At 64.9% G+C, this 20,805-nt stretch carries 18 protein-coding genes; 6 read left to right on the forward strand and 12 right to left on the reverse strand.

Annotation, left to right across the window (positions count from 1 at the left end; translation table 11 throughout):
* Positions 1-59: 59 nt before the first annotated feature.
* From ligD to CAG11_RS20810, 3 genes are all read right to left on the reverse strand, one after another.
* Positions 60-2,540, reverse strand: coding sequence for a DNA ligase D (ligD, locus tag CAG11_RS20800; protein ID WP_085597728.1), 2,481 nt, complete (start codon positions 2,538-2,540; stop codon positions 60-62).
* A 143-nt stretch (positions 2,541-2,683) separates the two neighbouring features.
* Positions 2,684-3,520: a Ku protein gene (locus CAG11_RS20805; RefSeq protein ID WP_085597729.1), complete on the reverse strand. Its 837-nt coding sequence runs from the start codon at positions 3,518-3,520 to the stop codon at positions 2,684-2,686.
* A 198-nt stretch (positions 3,521-3,718) separates the two neighbouring features.
* On the reverse strand, positions 3,719-4,522 hold the full coding sequence (locus CAG11_RS20810; protein WP_085597730.1) for a phytanoyl-CoA dioxygenase family protein: 804 nt from the start codon (positions 4,520-4,522) through the stop codon (positions 3,719-3,721).
* 242 nt (positions 4,523-4,764) lie between these two features.
* Between CAG11_RS20810 and CAG11_RS20815 the strand changes: the two genes are divergently transcribed.
* Complete coding sequence (locus CAG11_RS20815; RefSeq protein WP_085597731.1) at positions 4,765-6,180, forward strand: amino acid permease; 1,416 nt, start codon at positions 4,765-4,767, stop codon at positions 6,178-6,180.
* Here the strand turns inward: CAG11_RS20815 and CAG11_RS20820 are convergent.
* The gene (locus CAG11_RS20820; protein ID WP_053129604.1) at positions 6,177-7,073 is read right to left on the reverse strand and encodes a LysR substrate-binding domain-containing protein; all 897 of its coding nucleotides are present in this window, start codon (positions 7,071-7,073) and stop codon (positions 6,177-6,179) included. The genes CAG11_RS20815 and CAG11_RS20820 overlap by 4 nt on opposite strands.
* A 303-nt stretch (positions 7,074-7,376) precedes the next feature.
* On the opposite strand from CAG11_RS20820, the gene dkgB reads away from it, so the two are divergent.
* The 5 genes from dkgB to CAG11_RS20845 all read left to right on the forward strand — a co-directional run bounded on the left by dkgB (position 7,377) and on the right by CAG11_RS20845 (position 11,741).
* Entirely contained in the window at positions 7,377-8,180 is an 804-nt protein-coding gene (gene dkgB / locus CAG11_RS20825; protein WP_085597732.1) for a 2,5-didehydrogluconate reductase DkgB, read from the forward strand.
* Between the two features lie 4 nt (positions 8,181-8,184).
* Positions 8,185-9,150 carry a TIGR03571 family LLM class oxidoreductase gene (locus CAG11_RS20830; RefSeq protein ID WP_085597733.1) on the forward strand — a complete coding sequence of 322 codons (966 nt, stop codon included), beginning with the start codon at positions 8,185-8,187 and terminating at the stop codon, positions 9,148-9,150.
* Complete coding sequence (locus tag CAG11_RS20835; protein ID WP_085597734.1) at positions 9,147-9,491, forward strand: adenylate cyclase; 345 nt, start codon at positions 9,147-9,149, stop codon at positions 9,489-9,491. The genes CAG11_RS20830 and CAG11_RS20835 overlap by 4 nt, the downstream gene beginning before the upstream one ends.
* On the forward strand, positions 9,488-10,657 hold the full coding sequence (locus CAG11_RS20840) for an MFS transporter (protein WP_085597735.1): 1,170 nt from the start codon (positions 9,488-9,490) through the stop codon (positions 10,655-10,657). Before CAG11_RS20835 ends, CAG11_RS20840 begins: the two co-directional genes overlap by 4 nt.
* 196 nt (positions 10,658-10,853) lie before the next feature.
* The gene (locus CAG11_RS20845; protein WP_085597736.1) at positions 10,854-11,741 is read left to right on the forward strand and encodes an AraC family transcriptional regulator; all 888 of its coding nucleotides are present in this window, start codon (positions 10,854-10,856) and stop codon (positions 11,739-11,741) included.
* Positions 11,742-11,845: 104 nt separating this feature from the next.
* Here the strand turns inward: CAG11_RS20845 and CAG11_RS20850 are convergent, their stop codons facing one another.
* The 8 genes from CAG11_RS20850 to CAG11_RS20885 form a co-directional block, all read right to left on the reverse strand.
* The gene (locus CAG11_RS20850) at positions 11,846-15,031 is read right to left on the reverse strand and encodes an efflux RND transporter permease subunit (RefSeq protein ID WP_085597737.1); all 3,186 of its coding nucleotides are present in this window, start codon (positions 15,029-15,031) and stop codon (positions 11,846-11,848) included.
* Positions 15,032-15,040: 9 nt separating this feature from the next.
* A complete protein-coding gene (locus CAG11_RS20855) occupies positions 15,041-16,216 on the reverse strand; it encodes an efflux RND transporter periplasmic adaptor subunit (RefSeq protein ID WP_085597738.1) in 1,176 nt (391 codons plus the stop codon).
* 329 nt (positions 16,217-16,545) lie between these two features.
* The gene (locus tag CAG11_RS20860) at positions 16,546-17,184 is read right to left on the reverse strand and encodes a c-type cytochrome (RefSeq protein WP_085597739.1); all 639 of its coding nucleotides are present in this window, start codon (positions 17,182-17,184) and stop codon (positions 16,546-16,548) included.
* A 4-nt stretch (positions 17,185-17,188) separates the two neighbouring features.
* On the reverse strand, positions 17,189-17,623 hold the full coding sequence (locus CAG11_RS20865) for a hypothetical protein (RefSeq protein ID WP_256578652.1): 435 nt from the start codon (positions 17,621-17,623) through the stop codon (positions 17,189-17,191).
* Positions 17,624-17,625: 2 nt separating this feature from the next.
* On the reverse strand, positions 17,626-18,147 hold the full coding sequence (locus tag CAG11_RS20870) for a methylamine dehydrogenase light chain (protein WP_371263417.1): 522 nt from the start codon (positions 18,145-18,147) through the stop codon (positions 17,626-17,628).
* Between the two features lie 8 nt (positions 18,148-18,155).
* The gene (mauD, locus tag CAG11_RS20875; RefSeq protein ID WP_256578653.1) at positions 18,156-18,791 is read right to left on the reverse strand and encodes a methylamine dehydrogenase accessory protein MauD; all 636 of its coding nucleotides are present in this window, start codon (positions 18,789-18,791) and stop codon (positions 18,156-18,158) included.
* Entirely contained in the window at positions 18,791-19,342 is a 552-nt protein-coding gene (locus CAG11_RS20880; RefSeq protein ID WP_085597741.1) for a MauE/DoxX family redox-associated membrane protein, read from the reverse strand. Before CAG11_RS20880 ends, mauD begins: the two co-directional genes overlap by 1 nt.
* On the reverse strand, positions 19,336-20,556 hold the full coding sequence (locus CAG11_RS20885) for an amine dehydrogenase large subunit (RefSeq protein WP_085597742.1): 1,221 nt from the start codon (positions 20,554-20,556) through the stop codon (positions 19,336-19,338). The genes CAG11_RS20880 and CAG11_RS20885 overlap by 7 nt, the downstream gene beginning before the upstream one ends.
* Positions 20,557-20,805 lie beyond the last annotated feature (249 nt).

The raw sequence follows: 20,805 nt of genomic DNA on the forward strand, positions 1-20,805 counted from the left end.
AAATAGAAGCATAGAAGCAATGACCGCCGTCGTTGCACCCGGTTCCAGGACAGGCGAAATCACGTCGCAGGCTCGCCTATCCCCAGCTTGCGACGCATCGCCGCGGTGATCGACTGGCGGGTGGCGGTATAGCCGGCCCAGGGATCTTCGGCTTCGTCCAGGCGTCGCGCCAGGTCGGCCAGGGTCCACTGCCCCGCTCCACGCAGCTGCTGCAATTCTTCGCGGTGCACCGGCACCGAGACCGGCAGGCCTTCCCGGGCCCGCAGGGAATAGGCACAGACCGTGGTCGCTCCCCGGCCATTGCGCAGGTAATCGATGAAAATCCTGCCCACCCGGTTGCGCGGCCCGGACACCGCCGACAAGCGCTCCGGAAACAACCCCGCCAAGTGCTGGACCATTGCCTGGCTGAAGGCCTTGACCTCGTCCCAACCGGCCCGCCGCACCAACGGCACCACCAGGTGCAGGCCCTTGCCACCGCTGGTCTTGATAAAGGCTCGCAAGCCCAGTTCGTCAAGCAGCGTCAGGGTCAGCTGGCAGGCCTCGACCATGGTCTTCCAGGGCAACGTCGGGTCTGGATCGAGGTCGAGCACCAGGCGGTCGGGGCGGTCGAAGTCCTTGCTGGTGGCGTTCCAGGTATGCAGTTCCAGCATGTTCATCTGCACCGCGCCCAGCAGCGCCGGCAGGTCCTCGATGACCATGGCCGCCTGGCCCGCCTTGGCCTTGGTAAAGGTCCGCAAGCCGGGAATCGCCAGTTGCGCGGCGTGCTTCTGGAAGAACAGCTCTCCCGCCAGGCCTTGGGGAGCACGCACCAGCGCCACCGGGCGCTGCTGCAGGTGGGGCAGGATCCACTGCGCCACCCGGGCATAGTAGTCAGCCACCTGCAGTTTGGTGGCACCGCTTGCGGCATCGACCAGGCGGTCGCCATGAGTGATACGCAGGCCATCTACCGCTGGCTCGGTCGTTTTGGCCGGTGCCGCTCGCTCCAGGACCACGCCAGTGGCCGGCTTGTCATCGCGCAGGCCATGGAAGACCCCGTGGCGTACCACCCCGTCACGGGTCATCTGGCTGTAGGAGACTTGCGCCAGCAAGCGCGGCTGCACCCAGTGCACCGTGGCCGCAGGCACCCCCGCAGGCGGTTCATCCAGCACCGGCCGGGATGTCTCCAACGGTCGCAACCGCTGGAGCAAGTGCTGGAGGGAAGCGCTGCTGAAGCCGGTGCCGACCTTGCCGGCGTAACGCAAGCCGCCCCGGTCCGGGTCGTGCAGCCCCAGCAACAGCGCGCCCAGGGCGCTGCGGCTGCCCTTGGGATCGGTGTAGCCGAGGATCACGAATTCCTGGCGTTGCTGGCACTTGAGCTTGATCCAGTCGCCGCTGCGCCGACTGACATAAGGGCTGTCGGGGCGCTTGCCGATCAGGCCCTCCAGGTGCATCTGGCAGGCGCCAGCCAACAGCTGCTGCACAGGCTGGTCGAAAGTCTCGGAATAGCGCAGCGCCGCCGCGCGGTTGTTGGCCAGCACGGCCTTGAGCGCAGCGCGGCGCTCGTGCAGCGGTCGCTGGCGCAGGTCCACGCCATTGAGAAAGGGCGCATCGAACAAATAGTAGCGGATGGATTGGTCGGCCCGGGCATCGAAGGCGTTCTGCAAGGCCTGGAAGTCGGCCACACCGTCGGCGTCCAATACCACCATCTCGCCGTCCAGCCAGGCCGACTCCAATCCCAGCTCGGCCAGGGCCCGGGCCTGGTTGGGCATCCTGGCCGTCCAATCCAGGCCGCTGCGGGTCAGCAGTTGTACTTGCGCTCCTTCGATGCGAGCCAGCATGCGGTAGCCGTCGAACTTGATTTCATAGAGCCAGTCGCCCGCTGGCGGCGTGTCCACCAAAGTGGCCAATTGCGGCTTGAGCGAGTCCGGCAATTCCTGGTTCGCAGTGGAGCGTGCCCTGCTCCCAGACCTGGGCCGGGAAGTGGACGCCGATGTCTGGCGCGGCGCCAGGGTGCGCTCGCTGAGCACGCTGTGCGGCTGCGCCTGGAGAATGTCGTACTCCGCTTCGGTGCGGGCCTGGTCATCGGCGGACTTGACCAACAACCATTGTTCCTTCTTGCCTGCCAGGCGGGTACGAAACAGATTCCACCAGCCTCCGAGCTTCTCGCCCTGCAAGCGAAAGCGCAGCTTGCCCCGGGCATAACCCTCGTGGGGGTCGCCCTCGGGAAACCAGCTGCCGCGGTCCCAGACAATCACGTCGCCCGCGCCATAGTGGCCTTCGGGGATATGCCCTTCGAAGCTGGCGTAGTCCAGGGGATGGTCCTCGACATGCACGGCCAGGCGGCGCACCCCGGGGTCCAGCGAAGGTCCCTTGGGAATGGCCCAGCTTTTCAGGGTGCCATCCAGTTCCAGGCGAAAGTCGTAGTGCAGGTGGCTCGCGTCGTGTTTCTGCACGCAGAACTGCAGGGCCTGCGCCGGCCTGGCACGCGGCCGCCGGCCCGCAGGTTCGGGGGTGGACTGGAAGTCACGTTTGTTGCGGTATTCCGTTAGCGGTCTAGCCATGGCGCTGCTCCACGTGTGGCGTGCCCGGCGGCCGACAAGGCCTGGGCCCTGTAACGGTGGAGACGGAGCCTTTGGAGAAGTTCAAGGCGCTTGCCAGCCTGGCCTACCGACGGTTGTCTGCCGCATGACCAGGGCTGCCTAGACTAGGAGGCCCGCCGTCGGGTGCGCTTGGCCGGCCTGTCCGGCTTGGCCTTGCCACCACCAAGGCTGCGCTTGAGCAGTTCGGTAAGGTCGAGGATATCGGCGCTCCGGTCTTGCGCCGCCTGCCCCGTGGGCACCGTGGCGATCCGGCCCTTGCTGGCTTTCTCTTCCACCAGCGCCATGATGCTGTCCTGGAAATCATCGTGATACAGCCCAGGCTCCCAATGGCCGCTCAAGTCCTCCACCAGCCGCTTGGCCATCTGCAGCTCGCGCTTGTCGAGCTTGGGCCGGATCACGCTGCTGTCCAGCTCCAGCCCCGCAAGACTGCGTACTTCATCGGGCCAACGCAGGGTGATCAACACCAGTGCATCCTCCAGCGCCCGCACCAGGGCCAGGTGTTGCCGGGTATGCAGAACCACACGGGCCAGGGCGACCTTGTCCGTGGCCTTCAGGGTTTCGCGCAGCAAGGCATAGACCTTGCCGCCGCGCCGGTCGGGACTCAGGTAATAGGGCGTGTCGAATTGCTGCAGGGGAATCTCCGCGGCGGCGATGAAGGAAAAGATATCGATGGTCTGGGTCGCCTCGGGCCGGGCCTGGCGGATCTCGTCCTCGCCGAGCACCACGTAGCGGCCCTTCTCGTACTCGATACCCTTGACGATCTGCTGCGGCTCCAGTTCCTCGCCGCTGATCTTGTTGATCCGCCGATAGCCCACCGGCTCCAGGCTGCGTTTGTCGAGCCAGTCGAAATCCAGCCCACGGCTGGCGACGAAGCTATTGAGGGATACCGGGATATGCACCAGCCCGAAGCTGATGGCGCCCTTCCAGATCGCTCGGGCCATGACGACCTCCTGCAAGGCAGTGACGGGAACATCCGCAGGACAACCTGTCCTGCGCATCTGGAAGATTCGACCGCAGGGGCAATACCCCGTTCCGACATACTCTCTGCGTGCCCTGCATGTGGCTGGCCCGCTGCCTACTCGCGCTTCGGACAACACTCCCAGCATGGAGATTAGGCAGGCGCTGCGCTGACCTTGGGATCACCCACGCCGCCAGACCACTGGGAACCAGTCTTCACGCATGGGATCGCCATCGTTCAGGTCGATGCCGGGAAATGGCGGCGAGGTGCGTCCCGGGCGCTGGATGTAACGCACGTCATCGCCCATGAACCGGGTGGAGAACGCCCGTCGACGGCCGCTCCCGTTATTGCCGGCGGCGCCATGCACGGTGCGGAAGTCGAAGACGATGGCGTCCCCCGGTTGCAGCTCCGGGGAGAGTATCGGGTACTGGCCGTTGTCCACGTCCGGCATGTCCATGAACAGGCTCTGGCCGGTGTGGTCGTCGGTGGCGCCGTAGAAGTCCTGGTTGCTGGCCCAGCTCTTGGGCCGTACCGGCTTGGGCCAGCGATGGGAACCCAGGACCACGCTCAGGGTATTGCTACGGGTCACCGGGTCCAGGGGAATCCAGTAGCTGGCCGTCTGCAAGCCGTCGACGCAGTAGTAAGGCAGGTCCTGGTGCCAGGGCGTGGGCTTGGAGGTGCCGGGCTCCTTGACCAGGATGTGGTCATGGAAGACCTGCACTTGTTGCGACTCCATCAATTGCCCGGCGATGGCCGCCGCCGGCGAGTTCAGCACGAAGTCCTGGAACGCCGGGATACGCTGCCAGTTGCAGTAGTCCTCGAAGAAGCGCCCGCCTTCGCCGTTGCCGACGTTCTCGATAGCGAAGGCGCTGGGTTCGGCCAGGTTCTGCTCGAAACCTTCACGCAAGCGCTCGATCCAGTCGCCAAAGACCCCACGCAGGACAATGGCGCCATTGCGTTGAAACTCTTCGATCTGCGGATTCATCAAGTCAGCCTCTTGTTGTTTTGATCCAGTATCGAGGCCCTGAACTTTTCCCGTAAACGACAGATTACTTATTCATCAATATAGGCACTTTATATAACCAATCGGTTGCCAGCCCCGGCATTTGCCCGGTTAATAGCCCTGCCTGGCCCCTCATCCATTGCCGGAACAGGAACACCGGCCCCTTGCGTTTCATCATCGGCAGTTGACGCCCGAATAATAAGAACAATCAGGAGTTACTTGAGATGAACGATAAACAGCCTTCCATGCGGCGGGGCCTGAGCACCCGTCATATTCGTTTCATGGCCCTGGGTTCGGCCATCGGCACCGGGTTGTTCTACGGTTCCGCCGCAGCGATCCAATTGGCCGGCCCTTCGGTCCTGCTGGCCTACCTGATCGGTGGCGCGGCCATCTACATCATGATGCGCGCCCTGGGCGAAATGGCAGTGCGCGACCCGGTATCGGGGTCCTTCGGGCACTACACCAGCCTGTACCTGGGACGCTTTCCCGGCTTTCTCACCGGCTGGAGCTATGCCTTCTCGATGCTGGTGGTGTGCCTGGCCGACGTCACCGCGTTCGGTATCTACATGGGCTTCTGGTTTCCCGACACGCCCCGTTGGATCTGGGTCCTGGGCATCGTGTGCGTCATCGGCGCGCTGAACCTGTGCAGCGTCAAGGTCTTCGGGGAAATGGAGTTCTGGCTGTCGCTGCTCAAGGTCACGGCGATCGTCGCGATGATCTTCGGCGGGCTGGCGATCCTGCTGCTGGGCATCCAGCCCGGCGGGGCGGCCCAGGTCCAGTCCGGCATCAGCAACCTGTGGAACCATGGCGGGTTCTTCGCCAATGGCATCGGCGGGCTGGTCGCTTCGTTCACCGTGGTGATGTTCGCCTTTGGCGGCGTCGAGATGATCGGCGTCACCGCCGGCGAGGCCAGGGAACCGCAACGGGCGATACCCAAGGCGATCAACTCGGTGCCACTGCGGATCCTGCTGTTCTACGTGCTGACCCTGTTCGTGCTCATGGCGATCTACCCATGGTCCAAGGTGGGTAGCGAAGGCAGCCCGTTCGTGCAGATCTTCAGCGCCCTGGGCATCGAGTCGGCGGCGGCCTTGCTGAACATCGTGGTGATCTCGGCGGCGATCTCGGCCATCAACAGCGATATCTTCGCCGCCGGGCGCATGATGTACGGCATGGCCGAGAATGGCCAGGCGCCGGCGAGCTTCGCCAGCCTGTCGCGCTTCGGCGTGCCCTGGATGACGGTGGCGGTGATGTCGCTGGCGCTGCTGGCCGGTGTGCTGCTCAATTACCTGGCACCGCAGAACCTGTTCCTGATCCTGGTGGCGGTGGTGACCTTCTCCATCGTCTGGGTGTGGCTGATGATCCTGCTGTCCCAGGTCATGATGCGCCGGCGCATGACGCCCGAGCAGGTCGCCGCCCTGGCCTTCCCGGTGCCGCTCTGGCCGGTCGGGCCGGCCCTGGGCATCGCCTTCATGCTGTTCATCTTCGGCGTCCTGGCCTGGTTTCCCGATACCCGCACCTCGCTGTTCGTCGGGCTGGGCTGGCTGGCGCTGCTGTCCATCGGCTACTGGCTGTGCATCGCCCGGGCAGGCAAGCAGCCGGGCGCCGTGAGCAAGCCGGTCCCGGCCGCCCCCGTGCCCTAGCAGGCAAACTGCTGGCTGGCCCACTCCTGGAAGGCCTGGGCCACCGGCGACGGACGCATGGCGCTGGACTGAGCCAGCACCACCGGCTGCGGACTGACGGCCTCCAGCAACGGCCGGCAGGCCAGCGGCTGGCCGTCATAGCTGCGATCGCCCACCGGCCGTGTGCAGGACAGCGCCACGCCATACCCATGGGCCACCAGGCCGCGCTGCATCTCGAAGGTCTGGGTCAGTTGCAGCGAGGCCGGTTGCAGGTCCTGGGCCCAGAACAACGACAGGAAGTACTCGCGGGTACGGGCGATGTCCTCGAGGATCAGGCACTCGGCGGCCAGGTCCACCAGCGAGACCTGCTCCCGGGCCGCCAGGGGGTGATCCACCGGCAACAGCGCATAGGGCGTCAGCCGCTCCAGTACCTGTGCCTCGATGTTCGGACTCAGGCCCACGCCGTAGGTCAGGGCCAGCTCGGCCTGGCCCTCCAGCAAGCGCCGGTTGACCCCCGCCAGGTCGCTCTCGAACAGGGTGATCGAGACCTGCGGGTGCAGCTGGCGAAAACCGGCCAAGAGGCGCGGAGCGAAGTACGGCCCCAGGTCCTGGAAGCACACCAGGCTCAGGTTGCCGCGTAGCCCGGCCTGGTGATCCTCGACGCCGACCATGGCCCCTGCCCGGCCCAGGATGTCCCGTGCCTGTTCCAGGAGCTTGCGGCCCGCCGGGGTCAATTCCAGGCCACGGCTGACCTGGCGGTGGAACAGCTTCTGGCCGAGCACGGTTTCCAGCTGGGCGATGGCCAGGGATACCGATGGCTGGGAAATATGCATGGCCCGGGCCGCGGCGCTGACACTGCCCTGCTCCGCGGCGGCGACAAAATACTCGAGCTGGCGAAAGGTGAATCCGATCATAGGCCTGGCCCCCTGATTATTGTTTGTCCCGATCATACAGCCGCCGCCCCCGGGCCAGCTCCGGTAAAGCCTGCGACGATGAGCTTCCCCGCTCCCCCCTCTACCCTGGAATCCATGCCCAAGGCGCGCAGCCCTGGGTTCGATTCGTGACTTCAAGTCAAAGGTGTTTGGTCAACCGATGGCTTAATCCGCCAGCGCCCGGTGGACATACTACGTCCATTCCCAAGCGGTCCTGCGCTCCGGGCCGCCAGGCCCGACCGGCAACGGCCGCGCCTATGCGCAACAATCACCAGGAGCAGATCCATGAGTATTCCATCCTTTGGCCTCGGTACTTTCCGCCTGACCGGCCAGGCTGTCATCGACTCGGTCAAGTCGGCGCTGGCCCTGGGCTATCGCGCGATCGACACCGCGCAGATCTACGGTAACGAAGCCGACGTCGGCCAGGCGATCGCCGAAAGCGGCGTGGCCCGCGACGAACTGTTCATCACCACCAAGATCTGGGTCGACAACTACGCCGCCGACAAGCTGGTTGCCAGCCTGCGCGACAGCCTGGCCAAGCTGCGCACCGACTATGTCGACCTGCTGCTGATCCATTGGCCGGCCCCGGGCAACGGCGTCGAGCTGGCCGAATACATGGAAGCCTTGCTGGAAGCCAAGAAGCTGGGCATGACCCGCCAGATCGGTGTCTCCAACTTCAACATCGAGCTGACCAAGCAAGCCATCGCCGTGGTCGGCAAAGAACAGATCGCCACCAACCAGATCGAGCTCAGCCCCTACCTGCAAGGCAGCAAGCTCACCGCATTCCTCAAGGAACAAGGGATCAGCATCACCTCGTACATGACCCTGGCCTACGGCAAGGTGCTCAAGGACCCGGTGCTGGCCGAGATCGCCGCCAAGCACAAGGCCACCGTGGCCCAAGTTGCCCTGGCCTGGGCCATGCAACTGGGCTATGCGGTGATCCCGTCGTCCACCAAGCCGGAGAACCTGGCCAGCAACCTGCTCGCCCGCAGCCTGCGCCTGGACGAGCAAGACATGGCGCGTATCGCCACCCTTGAACGCAACGGCCGCGAAGTCAGCCCTGACGGCCTGGCGCCAATCTGGGACTGATGCCATGACCACGCCCCTCGAACGCCTGACCGCCGGTGGTTTCAGCATCGGCCTGGAAGCACCGCTGGACCATGACTGGACCCCGGCCGGCGACCAGGCCCGGCGCCAAGCTGGCCGCCTGCCCGGCGAACCTGACCTCAAGCAGCATGCCTACCTGGCGCAACTGGCCGACCGCCTGGGCTTTCGCGCCCTGTGGATCCGCGACGTGCCGCTGTACGATCCGGCGTTCGGCGATGCTGCCCAGGTGTTCGAGGTGTTCTCCTACCTCGGCTACCTGGCCGGGATCACCCGCGACATCCTGCTGGGTACCGCTGCCGTGGTCTTGCCCATCCGCGAGCCGTTGCTGACCCTGAAGTCAGCCAACAGCCTGCAACGCCTGAGCGGCAATCGCCTGCTGCTGGGCGTGGCCAGCGGTGACCGGCCGGTGGAGTACCCACTGTTCGGGCGGGATTTCGAGGGGCGCGGCCATAACTTCCGCGAGCAGGTCGCCCTGCTCAAGGACGGCGCCAACGGCCACCTGCCCGAGGGCATGGCCGTGCTGCCAGCCAGTACCTCGCCCCTGCCCTTGCTGGTGGCAGGCCTGGCCCAGCAAAGCCCGGCCTGGATCGGCAACCACATGGATGGCTGTCTGGCCTACCCGGGCCCCCCCGACGACCACCAGCGGCGCGTTGCCGACTGGCGCTCGGTGGCGGGCAACAAGCCCTACAGCAGCTTCATCCACCTGGACCTTACCGAGCGTGCCGACGAACCCATGCGCCGCTGGCGCTTCGGCTTGCGTGGTGGCCGCAACGCGCTGATCGCCGAGCTCATTGCCCTGCGCGCAGCCGGTGTCGACCATGTCGGCCTGCATCTGCGACGCAACATACGACCACTGGACGAAACCCTGCGCGAGATCGCCGAGTACGTACTGCCACAATTTCATGCCACTGCTGCGACTGCATCACACCCACAACCGGAGGCCATTTCATGAGCAGTTCCCCCCAGGTACCGGCCTTCGCGGGCCGCAGCTTCCAGGTCGCCTACGACGGCCTGGTGGCCCATAACATCTACGCAAGCGATGGCCTGAGTATTCGCTACGCCATCGTCTCCGGGCCCTATGCCGGTGCCAGCGGCGAAGCCGCGTGCCAATGGCGACAAATCGCCGACGGCGTCTACGTGATCTCCTGGCAAGAAGCCGACGGCGCCACCGTGGTGCATGTCGACGACTTCGCCCGTGGCCATTCCCAGGCCTTCTTCACCGCCAGCGACCTGAGCTTCTATCGCATGCAGGGCCCCTTGACCGCCCTCGCCAACCAGGAGTGCCCACAATGAAACCCGGACGCGTTCTCTTCGCCCTGGCCATCGGGGCCTTCGGCATCGGTACTACCGAATTCACTCCCATGGGCCTGTTGCCGGTGATCGCCGAAGGCGTCGGCGCGAGCATTCCCAGCGCCGGCATGCTGATCACCGCCTACGCCATCGGCGTGATGATCGGCGCACCGATCATGACCCTGTTGTTCAGCCGCTTCGGCAAGCGCGCGGCGTTGATGATGCTGATGGGCATCTTCACCCTCGGCAACCTGCTCTCGGCCCTGGCGCCGGACTACTACACCCTGCTGGCCTCGCGGCTGGTCACCAGCCTCAACCATGGCGCCTTCTTCGGCCTCGGTGCCGTGGTGGCGGCCAGCGTGGTGCCCAAGGACAAGCAAGCCAGTGCCGTGGCCACCATGTTCATGGGCCTGACCATCGCCAACATCGGCGGCGTGCCGGCGGCCACCTGGCTTGGCCAGCAGGTCGGCTGGCGCATGGCCTTCGCCGGTACCGCAGTGCTTGGCCTGCTGGCCATCGCCGCACTCTGGTACGCCCTGCCCAAGGGCGAGCGTGGCAGCGTGCCCCATGTCCGCCGCGAACTGGCGGTGATCGCCCGGCCCAACGTGCTGCTGGCCATGGCTACCACGGTGCTGGGCGCTGGCGCCATGTTCACCCTCTACACCTACGTGGCCCCGGTGCTGGCGCAACTGACCGGCGCCTCGGATAGCTTCGTCACTCTGGGCCTGGTGTTGATCGGGGTCGGCTTCACCTTGGGCAACAGCCTCGGCGGGCGCCTGGCCGATTGGTCGCTGGATGGCTCGGCACGGATCTTCCTCGGCGTGCTGGCCTTGATCATGGTGTCTATGCCACTGGTACTGGGCAACCACGTCACCGCCGCCCTGGCGCTGCTGGTATGGGGCATGTTCACCTTCGCCGTGGTGCCACCGCTGCAGATGCGGGTGATGATCGCCGCGGCCGAAGCGCCCGGCCTGGCCTCGTCGATCAACGTCGGCGCCTTCAACCTGGGCAACGCGGTGGGCGCCGCGCTCGGTGGCGCCGTCATCAGCCAGGGCCTGGGCTACGCCGCGGTCCCGGTGGCCGGCGGCCTGCTGGCGGCGTCGGGGCTGCTGCTGGTGTGGTTGGGCGGACGACGCAAGGCCAGCGATACCGCCACTGACCTGGCATGACGCCAGGCCTGGGCGAAAGCCCGCTGCGCGCCGGGGATACGATCTGGCTTGAGGCAGGGCTGCCCTGTCCTTGAGCCGATCCCGGAACAGATCGCCCAATCCTCCGAGAGTTGTGCCTGATCCTGTAAACGAGCGCAGGAACGGATCTATCTGCGGATAAGATCCACAGGTCATCTCAACCGATCAGTGATCTGCCATGAACACTAGCGCGCTTGAAGAAGTTACCCAGCTCGTCGCTCGCCATGCCTTAGCCGAAGGAGCCAGCTCCACGGCCAACCCCAGCCTGGAAGTGGCGCGCCATAGCACCCGCCAGACCGCAATCCGCTGCCCACAATCCCCATTCTTCGGCATGGTGGTGCAAGGCCGCATGAGCATCCAGTTGGGGGGCACCGTCCGGCACTTCGTCCAGGGCGACTACCTGTTCGTGTCATTCAGCGTTCCCGTGGCCTTCCATATCGTCGAGGCCAGCGCAGACCAGCCCTGCCTCGGGTTCGGCATGGCGATCACCCCAGAACGCCTGCATGAAGTGCTCGCCCGGATGGACATCCCACCTCATCCGGCCAGCACTCATGATGCATGCAGCGTGGTAGTCGATCGGCTGACCCCCGAGTTGCTCGACGCGACGCTACGCCTGCTGCGCCTTCTGGACGCTCCTGGCGATATCCAGTCCCTGGCACCCTTGGTCGAGCAAGAGATCATCTATCGCCTGTTATCCAGCCCTTATGGCTGTAGGCTGCTGCAACTGGCGGTGGTGGACAGCTCGACCAATGGCATCACCCGGGCGATCGACTGGCTGCGCAAGCACTACATGCAACCCTTGCGCATACCGGAACTGGCCGGCCAAGTGGGGATGAGCGAATCCTCCCTGCACCATCATTTCAAGGCCATCACCGGCCTAACTCCCATGCAGTACCAAAAGCAGTTTCGCCTTCACGAAGCACGCCGGCTGATCCAGATCGAACGCCATAACATCGGCAATGCGGGGTTCGCCGTCGGCTACCAGAGCCGCTCGCAATTCACCCGCGAATACAGCCGGTTCTACGGTGTCTCGCCGTTGCAGCACCTGCGCGACTGCGAGGAGTAACTGGCACTTGAGCGATACAGCAGCGTAGTCGAGTGACGGTCCGGGCGTTAGGTAGCTGCAGGGCCGGCTGCACGTAAGCCTCGGCAACCGGCTCTCGCTGCAAGCTACAGGCCGTGACCGCTGGCCTCCCGCGCTTGACCCATGCTGCTCTGGCCATGCTGGACCAGTTTGCGCCCGGACAGCTTGCGCAGGCCGACATAGAACACCGGCGTCAGGAACAGGCCGAACAGCGTCACCCCGATCATCCCGGCAAGCACCGTCACCCCGGTGATTGAACGCACCTCCGCACCGGCACCATGGGAGAACACCAGCGGAATGGTCCCGGCGATGAAGGCGATCGAAGTCATCACGATCGGCCGCAAGCGCAGGCGGCACGCCTGCAGCGCGGCCTCGACTATCCCCTGCCCCTGGAACTCCAGCTCCCGGGCGAACTCGACGATCAGGATCGCGTTCTTGCAGGCCAGTCCCATCAGCACCACCAGCCCCACCTGCACGAAGGTATTGTTGTCGCCGCCGAACAGCTTCACCCCGAACAATGCCGAGAGCACGCACATCGGCACGATCAGGATCACCGCCAGCGGCAGGGTCCAGGATTCATACAACGCCGCGAGTACCAGGAACGCCAGGAGGATGGCCACCGGGAACACCACCAGCGCAGCCTTGCCCTGGGTGGACTCCTGGAAGCTCATGTCGCTCCATTCGAACTCGAAGCCGTTGGGTAAGGCCTCCCTGGCGACTGCGGATATCTTGTCCATCGCCTGCGCCGAGGACAGCAGTGCCGGATCGGCTTCACCCGAGAAGTCCGCCGCCGGATAGCCGTTGTAGCGCAGCACCGGATCGGGACCGTAGGTCTGGCTGATCCTGATCATCGAGGCGATCGGTACCATCTCCCCCCGTTCGTTGCGCGTCTGCAGGTTGCCGATGTCCTCGACACGCTTGCGAAAATCGCCTTCGGCCTGGGCATACACCCGCCAGGTACGGCCAAACAGGTTGAAATCGTTGACATAGGCGGAGCCCAGATACACCTGCAACGTCTGGAACAGATCCGCCAGTGCCACGCCCTGGGCCTTGGCCTTGATGCGATCGACCTCGACATCCAGTTGCGGCACGTTGGACTGGTAGCCCGAGAACGGAAAGCCCATGCCCGTCTCCTTCATCAACGCAGCCTGCAACACGCCGGTGGCTTGCTGCAAGGCGCCATAACCGGCACCGGCGCGATCCTGGACGAACATCGAATAACCGGCCCCGGTACCCAGGCCGAGGATCGGCGGCGGGTTCATCACGAACGCCATGCCTTCCTGTATTTCATTCATCCTGGCCTGGATCTCGCCCATGATCTGCTTGGCGCTGCGTTGGCGCTCGTTGAACGGCTTGAGAATCACATAAGCCACCGCATAGTTCGGGGTGTTGTTCTGCTGGATCGGGTTGAAGCCGGCGAACGTCAGCACATGGGCGACGCCCTCGATGGCCAGGGTGCTCTTGCCCAGTTCATTGACAACCGCATCCGAGCGGCTGATGGAGCTACCCTCGGGGAGCTTCACCACTCCTACCAGGAACAGCTTGTCCTGGGTGGGGATGAAGCCCCGGGGCACGTTATCGAACAACAGCCCCGTAGCCGCCAGCAGCGCTCCATAGATCACGAACGCTGCGCCACGCCGCTTGAGGATGCGGGACACCGCGCCCTGGTAGCGGTTGGAGCTGGCGTCGAAAAACCGGTTGAACGGCACGAACAACCAGGCCAAGGCACGGTCGATCCCTCGGGAGAGCCCATCCTTGGGCGCATCATGGCCACGCAGGAGCATGGCCGCGAGCGCAGGCGACAGCGTCAGCGAGTTGATCGCCGAGATCACCGTGGAAATGGCGATGGTCACCGCGAATTGCTTGTAGAAGGTACCGGTGACTCCGCTGAGGAAAGCCATGGGCACGAATACCGCGCACAGCACCAGGGCGATCGCGACTATCGGCCCGGACACCTCCTTCATCGCCTGGTGCGCGGCGGCCAGTGGCGTGAGGCCCTCGCCGATGTTGCGTTCGACGTTCTCGACCACCACGATGGCATCGTCCACCACGATGCCGATCGCCAGTACCAGGCCGAACAAAGTCAGGGTGTTGATCGAAAAACCCAGCACATGCAAGACCGCGAACGTGCCGATCACCGACACCGGCACGGCTATCAACGGAATGATCGAGGCACGCCAGGTCTGCAGGAACAGGATCACCACCAGCACCACCAGCACGATCGCCTCGGCCAATGTCTTGACCACCGCGTCTATGGCTTCGCGCACGAAAATCGTCGCATCGTAGTCCGATCGGTAGTCCATGCCGGGCGGAAAACTTTTCTTCAGTTCCTCCATCTTGGCGATCACGTCCCGACGCACATCCAGCAAGTTGGCGCCCGGCGCCTGGAACACGCCGATGATCGGGGCCTCCTGGCCATCGAGCCGGGTGCGCAGCGTGTAGTCGCTGGCCCCAAGCTCGATACGCGCGACATCGGCCAGGCGCACCACTTCCCCGTTCGGACCGGTCTTGAGCACGATATCGCCGAACTCGGCGGTCGTGCGCAGGCGACCCTGGGCGTTGATCGCGATCAGGAAATCGCTGCCGCCCTTGATCGGCTCGGCACCCAGCTGGCCGGCCGAAACCTGCAGGTTCTGGTCCTCTAGCGCACGCACCACATCGCCCGCGGTCAGGCCGCGCGAGGCGACCTTGCCCGGATCGAGCCAGACACGCATCGCGTAGTCTCCGCTACCGAAGAAACGCACCTGGCCGACCCCCGAGATACGGGAAAGCTGGTCCTTGATCTTGATATTGGCGTAATTGCGCAGGTACAGGCCGTCGTAACGTCCGTCCGGGGAGACCGGGGTGATCATCAAGGCGAAACTCGGCGACTGCTTCTGCGTGGTCAACCCAAGCGCCACCACTGCCGCAGGCAGGCGCGACTGGGCCTGGGCCACGCGGTTCTGTACGTCCACCTGGGCCTTGTCGGGATCGGTGCCAGGCTCGAAGGTGATCGTCATCATCAAGACGCCATCGGAGCCGGCCACCGACTTCATGTACATCATGTGCTCGACGCCATTGATCTGCTCTTCCAGCGGGGCCGCGACAGTCTCGGCGATCACCTTGGGGTTGGCACCGGGATAGGTAGCGGTGACGACCACCGTCGGCGGTACCACCTCGGGGTATTCACTGATTGGCAACAACGGAATGGCGATCAGGCCCACCAGGGAAATGACCACGGATAGCACTGCGGCGAAGATCGGGCGTTCGATGAAGAATCTCGAGAAGTTCATTGGCAGCCCTCACTTCGCCGTGATCGAAGTGGCTGCACCCATGGCCACCGTGCTGGCGTCCACCGGCGCGCCGGGGAACAGGATCTTCTGCAAACCGGCGACTATGACCCTGTCCTCGGGCGCAAGGCCGGCCTGCACGATGCGCAGGCCATCCGCGAAACCGCCAAGCTTGACGTCCTTGCGCAGCGCCTCGTTCTTCGCCCCAACCACGTAGACGTACTTGCGATCCTGGTCGGTGAGGATGGCCTTGTCATCGACCAGCATGGCGCTGAACTCACCGCTACCCTGGAGCTGCACCCGGGCATACAAGCCTGGGATCAACAAGCGCTGGGGATTGGCCACCACCGCGCGCAACGTGATGGTGCCAGTGGCGGGGTCGACCTGGTTATTGACGAAATCAACCACCCCGACGTGGGGAAAACCGCTGTCGCTGGCCAGGCCGATGCGCACCGGATTGGCCGAGCTGCTCCGCTGGCCGGCGCGGGCCAGTGCCATGTAGCGCAGGAAGCTCTGCTCGTCCGGCTGGAAGTAGAGGTAGAGCGGGTCCTGGGAGATCACGCTGGTCAACACGCTCTGGTCGGCCTGGACCAGATTGCCGACCGTCAGCATGGCCCGGCCGACTTGCCCGGCAATGGGCGAACGGACCTCGGTGAACTCCAGGTTGAGCTGGGCACTGGCCAGTGCCGCTTCTGCCGCGCGTACATCGGCGGCGCCCTGGGTCGCGGCGGCGCGGCGAGTATCGAACAGCTCGCGGGAAATCGCATTGACCGCAACCAGCACTTGCGCCCGCTGCTCTTGCACCCGGGCAAGCTCTGCCGTCGCTCGCGCCCGGGCAAGTTGCGCCTGGGCGCTGTCATAGGAGGCCTTGTACGGCCGCGGATCGATCCGATACAGCAAGTCGCCGGGCTTGACCTCGTCGCCTTCCTTGAATGCGATGCGCTCTATATAGCCGCTGACCCGCGCCCGGACCTCGACCGCATCGGTGGCGGCAATGCGCCCGCTGAACTCGTCCCACTGGCGCACCGGCTTGATCACCACCTGGGCCGCGCTGACCTGGGCCGCCGCAGGGACACCCGCTTGGCCGCTGTCGTCACTGCACGCCGTCAGCGCCGCTGCGATCGAGGCGATGACAACCAGGGAAGTCCCTGGCCCGAATGAAGTCCAATATCGCTTTAGGTCAGGCACAACCGTCTCCTTTGAGTGATTTCGGAGCGCGCCTGGCCCTGCGCCGGCATCAGTAGATGCAACGTTGCCGCGAGAGACAGGCGAGGGTCGAAATCGAAAGAGGGAATGAAAAATAAGTTGCGCACGACGCAACTTGCACAATCGGAAAGCCTGACCACTGGTTTGAGCTGGCCTGCGTTGGCTTTCGGCATGTGCACGATGCCATTCGGACCTTTGCGAGGGTTACATCGATGCCACGAAAGCCGTGCCCGATCCTGCGAGCGGACGCAGGGCTCCCCATGCTGTCCGGCTTGGCCACAGGTGCATGGAAGCCATGCACCGCATGCCGCTCAAGGCCCGGGCGCCCTGGCGGGCGCGGCTCCCAGCCCGGTGATGTAGTCAGCCAGGGCCTGGCGCTCGCTGTCCTGGCGAATTTGCAGGGAAATTCCGCGCATCCAGATACCCAGCGTACCGGCATGTTCTTCACTGCCCCGGATGCCCTGGGCGTAATGCTCGAGCTGGCGCTGCAGGTAGGCATCATCGAGGAGGTTGAGCCTGGGCGTCTTGAGATGGGCGAAACCCTGGCCTTGCGGACCATGGCAGCCAGCACAGGTCCCCTGGTACAGATCCCTTCCCTGGGTGGTGTTTGCCGTACCTGGCGCCTCGGCCAAGCCAGCCTCCAGGGCGGAGTAGTAGCGAGCCAGGCTGGGCAACACGGCATCATCCAGGCTCGCCGCCATGGCCCGCATCTGCAGGCCATGGCTGTCGCGCGCATCGTAGCCGCGGCGTCCGGCCTTGAAGTCCTGCAACTGGCTCAACAGGTAGTCGGCTTGCTGGCCGGCCAGGCGCGGTGCGCCCAGCAGCGGATTGCCCTGCCCCCGGTCGCCATGGCAGGCGACACAGGCCTGGGCCTCGGGAGGCGGCGCAGCGGCCATGGCACTACCAGTCGCGGCCAGCAGGAGCAGCCCGACATAGAGCGGTTTGTTCATCGGTTCAGGTTCCCTGTTGTAGTTCTTGCCGGGCGATCCGCTGCAGCAGCCGATTGCGGACCTGTTCGACGTTGGCCGGCACGCCCTGGCGCCAGGAATGCACTTCGGCCTCGGTATAAGGTTTGAAATCGCTGGGTAGTTGCTCGGCGCCAAAGCGCACCAGCATCCAGTTGAGCACGCCGGCCAGGGCCTGGTCGGAGAGTCCCGAAAGCGCCGAACCGGGCACCTGGACCAGGTATTCGCGACCGCCGGCAACGCCCAGGAACTTGCCCAACTGCCCCGGGAACGCCGGCACCTGGCGCTGGGGATTGCCTTGCCCGCCCGGCAGGTGGCAGCCCTGGCAGTTGAGCATGTAGTCCACCTGGGCAGGCTCGGTGGCGCTGGCCACCGGTGCATCGGTCGCCCATGCGACAAGGACCAGCAGCGCGAAGCGCGCCACGCTCACGACTCCTTCACCCCGATCACCACCGACAGCGAACAGTGGTACGGCATGTCCGCATGGCTGCCAGAGCACCAGTTCAGGTCGTTGGAACTCTGCGGCCGATACAGCGGCGTATCGCCCTGGTCGCGCTGGCACACGCAACGCCCGCAATTGCTCTTGCCGCAGCAGTCGTTGTAGGAAATCACATAGTCGCGGCCGTCGGCGGGGTTGCGGCAGGTGCCGATCCAGGTGATGTCCGAACGCACGGTACCGGGTGGGCAACTGTTGGCCGTCCCCCCGCAGCAACCGCAGAGGAAACCGTCGATGGCGCAATAGCGCCAGTAGTCGCAACTGTTCGGATCACCGCTCTCCACCAGGGCCGTACCGTCCTTCGCGAAGGCACCGGTGCGCAGTACCGGCAACAGGGTGGTGGCACCGACGCCTATCATCAGGGTCCCCAGGCCGCCGAGAAAACCCCGCCGCGAACTGCCGCGGGCGACCCGCCGGGAGAACATCTCGGCAGCTTCGTCGAACCATTTGATCGCCATGCTCAGTGCACCTGCTTGTAGAGTGAGTCGCCAGGCGCTTGCTGCGCGGCCTGGAAGGACTGGATCGAGGAATGCCCCGGCGCCTGGGCTTCCAGCAGGCTTTCCAGGTGTTCGCGGGAATTGATCAGGCCGTGGGCGGCCACGGTGCCCTGGGCATCGATCAGCACGCCATAGGGCAACTTGCTGATCTGGTAGGCCAGGCCCACTTCCCGGGACAACAGGTAGGGAAATGCCCACAGTTGCTGGGCCTCGATGAACGACCGGTGAGCCTGCGGCTCGCCGTCACTGGCCAGTACGATGCGCAACTGCGCCCGCTCATGCTGGGCCAGGGACTTGAGCACCGGCAGCAAGGTCTTGCACACCGGGCAGCTCTCCGACAGGAAGAACAACAAGGTCGATTGTCCCATCAGGCTGGCGCCACCCAGGCTCACCGAACCGCCGGTGAGACTGGGCAGATTGAAGCCTGGTGCCTGCTCGCCGGCCTGGATCGCCTTGCCCAGGGACAACGCGCCCACCGGCCTGATGCGTTCGTGCAGCACTCCGACCTGGCGGGCCAGGGCCCAGACCGCAACGATCAGGGCCAGGGTCATCAGCCAGGAAAACACCGTGGATATCAGCAGCGCCTGGATCATGTTCATCACAACTCCTTGAGCAAGGCGTGGTTGGAAATCAGTACGTGCGCCAGTTGGTAGATCGCCACCCCGGCCATGAGCGCCAGGCCCAGGGTCAGAGCGTCGAACCCCTGCAGCGGACGATCGGTCATGGGCAGCAGCAGGTTGAAGGCCATCAGCACCAGCAACAGGTTGCGCCAGACCAGGGCCGCGGCCGGCGGCTGGCGGCGAGCGCCCAGGTGGCAGCCGCAGTCTTCGACCCGTCCCAGGCTGGCGGCGAGCACCAGGGCATAGCCGCCCAGCAGGAGCGCCGCGGGGATGGCGCTCCAGCCCAGCCAGGGACTGCACAACAGGCCCACGGCCGCCAGCAGCTCCAGCGCCGGTAGCAACAGCAGCAGGACCCCGCGCAGCACCGCAGGCAGCCACTGGCCCCAGGCCTGGCCATAACTCTCCAGCACCAGGGCGAAACCTTGTCGATCGCGCAATTTGCCCAGGCCGCCCAGGCCCAGCAACAGGGCCAGGCCCAGGGCGCTGAACAGGTGGATCAACGGGTCGTGCAGCCAGCTGAAGGTCACCATGGCATCACCACGTTCATGAAGCCCAGCGGGATATCACCGATGCTGCGCAGGTGCTGGCCAGTGTCGGCGTCGTAGAGATTGATGCCCTGGCGCAACAGCGGGGCCAGCCCCGCGTCGCCCTCGGTGAGATAGACCCAGAGCGTGAACAGCTTCGGCATCGGCACCAGCCAATCCAGGCTGTACAGTCGCGGGTGCTGGCCCTGGCTGACGCCGATGGCGGTGCTCTGCTCCTTGAGTTCGATCCGAGCCAGGCGCTGCTGGCTGCGAATGTCGTAGACCCACACCTCGGTACCGGGCTTCTGGTAGTTCTCCGGCTGGTCCTTGTGCATCAGCACGAACAGCCGCCCACTATCGGCGTGCAAGGCGGTGCCATGGTTGCCGGCGATTCCCCAGCCATCGGCACGCTCGGCGTCGCTGACCAGCGACCATTGCTGCTGTAGTGCAACCCCCTGGGCATTCATGCGCAGGCTGTAGGCGCGGTTTTTCTGGGAGACGAAGAACCACTCGTCCCCACGGCGCATGCCGGTGGTCAGCAGCAGGTCCTGTAGCGGATCGAACAGCGGCGCAGTGCGCTCCTGGGAGGCCACATGGCCCTGCTCGTCGAGACGCAAGTGGAAGAAGCCGCCATTGCCGCAAATCGCATAGAAATCACGGGGGCCGGCCGGGTAGATGGAGGCACAGCCGGGGATCGGCACTTCCTCGACGAAACGCCGCTGCTGCAGGTCGACAATGGAGATCGACTGGGCCGGAGTGAAGTTGAGCACCAGCAGGAAGCGTTCATCGTCGGAAAGCACGCTGAGCCCGGTGGAGATCAAGGCGCTCATGCGCTTGGCCGGGATCGGGATCTCATGCTTGGGGCTCAGGGTCCGGGCGTCGTAGACGCTGACCACATCCGAACGAGTGCCGCGCACGCCGCGGCTGAAATAGATCTCGGTGGCATACAGCTCGTCGCGCTGTTGCGACATCACCAGGCCGTTAGACCAGGTCCCGGTGCTCAGCAGACCCAGGTTGCGGCCGTTGTCATCGAACAGGTAGGCGCGGCCATCGACCATGCTCGGTGCATTGCTGCCCCAGATCCAGAACCAGTGTTGGCCGCGGTGGCCATCCAGGACTTCGACCCCCGCCTGCTCGGGGACGAATCCGGCCAGGGCCGCGCCGCTGGCGATGGTGAGCGACAGGCCACAGAGCCAGTATCGAAATGAACGCATCAGCATAAGGAGGGGGTTCCTTGGCGTCGGCCCTATGGAGGCCGATCTGTTTTGGCCGAAGTCTATCCACGACCAGCAAGAGACGACTTGCCCGGCGATGACAGCTCGCTTGTCATCCCGTGCCACCCCCCCTGCCACGGCCGGCTGGTGCCCGCACAAAGACGGGCAAGCCTTGACTTGAAGGGCAGATCCCTGTGCAGTTGCCGCACTAGAACAAGAGGTGCGGCATGACGGCGATCCACAAGGCAAAGACTT

Source organism: Pseudomonas sp. B6(2017) (assembly GCF_002112765.1).
Classification (GTDB): domain Bacteria; phylum Pseudomonadota; class Gammaproteobacteria; order Pseudomonadales; family Pseudomonadaceae; genus Aquipseudomonas; species Aquipseudomonas piscis.

Coding starts and splice junctions, on each gene's coding strand:
- ligD (WP_085597728.1), bottom strand. CDS start 2,540: ATGGCTAGACCGCTAACGGAATACCGCAACAAACGTGACTTCCAGTCC.
- CAG11_RS20805 (WP_085597729.1), bottom strand. CDS start 3,520: ATGGCCCGAGCGATCTGGAAGGGCGCCATCAGCTTCGGGCTGGTGCAT.
- CAG11_RS20810 (WP_085597730.1), bottom strand. CDS start 4,522: ATGAATCCGCAGATCGAAGAGTTTCAACGCAATGGCGCCATTGTCCTG.
- CAG11_RS20815 (WP_085597731.1), top strand. CDS start 4,765: ATGAACGATAAACAGCCTTCCATGCGGCGGGGCCTGAGCACCCGTCAT.
- CAG11_RS20820 (WP_053129604.1), bottom strand. CDS start 7,073: ATGATCGGATTCACCTTTCGCCAGCTCGAGTATTTTGTCGCCGCCGCG.
- dkgB (WP_085597732.1), top strand. CDS start 7,377: ATGAGTATTCCATCCTTTGGCCTCGGTACTTTCCGCCTGACCGGCCAG.
- CAG11_RS20830 (WP_085597733.1), top strand. CDS start 8,185: ATGACCACGCCCCTCGAACGCCTGACCGCCGGTGGTTTCAGCATCGGC.
- CAG11_RS20835 (WP_085597734.1), top strand. CDS start 9,147: ATGAGCAGTTCCCCCCAGGTACCGGCCTTCGCGGGCCGCAGCTTCCAG.
- CAG11_RS20840 (WP_085597735.1), top strand. CDS start 9,488: ATGAAACCCGGACGCGTTCTCTTCGCCCTGGCCATCGGGGCCTTCGGC.
- CAG11_RS20845 (WP_085597736.1), top strand. CDS start 10,854: ATGAACACTAGCGCGCTTGAAGAAGTTACCCAGCTCGTCGCTCGCCAT.
- CAG11_RS20850 (WP_085597737.1), bottom strand. CDS start 15,031: ATGAACTTCTCGAGATTCTTCATCGAACGCCCGATCTTCGCCGCAGTG.
- CAG11_RS20860 (WP_085597739.1), bottom strand. CDS start 17,184: ATGAACAAACCGCTCTATGTCGGGCTGCTCCTGCTGGCCGCGACTGGT.
- mauD (WP_256578653.1), bottom strand. CDS start 18,791: ATGAACATGATCCAGGCGCTGCTGATATCCACGGTGTTTTCCTGGCTG.
- CAG11_RS20880 (WP_085597741.1), bottom strand. CDS start 19,342: ATGGTGACCTTCAGCTGGCTGCACGACCCGTTGATCCACCTGTTCAGC.
- CAG11_RS20885 (WP_085597742.1), bottom strand. CDS start 20,556: ATGCTGATGCGTTCATTTCGATACTGGCTCTGTGGCCTGTCGCTCACC.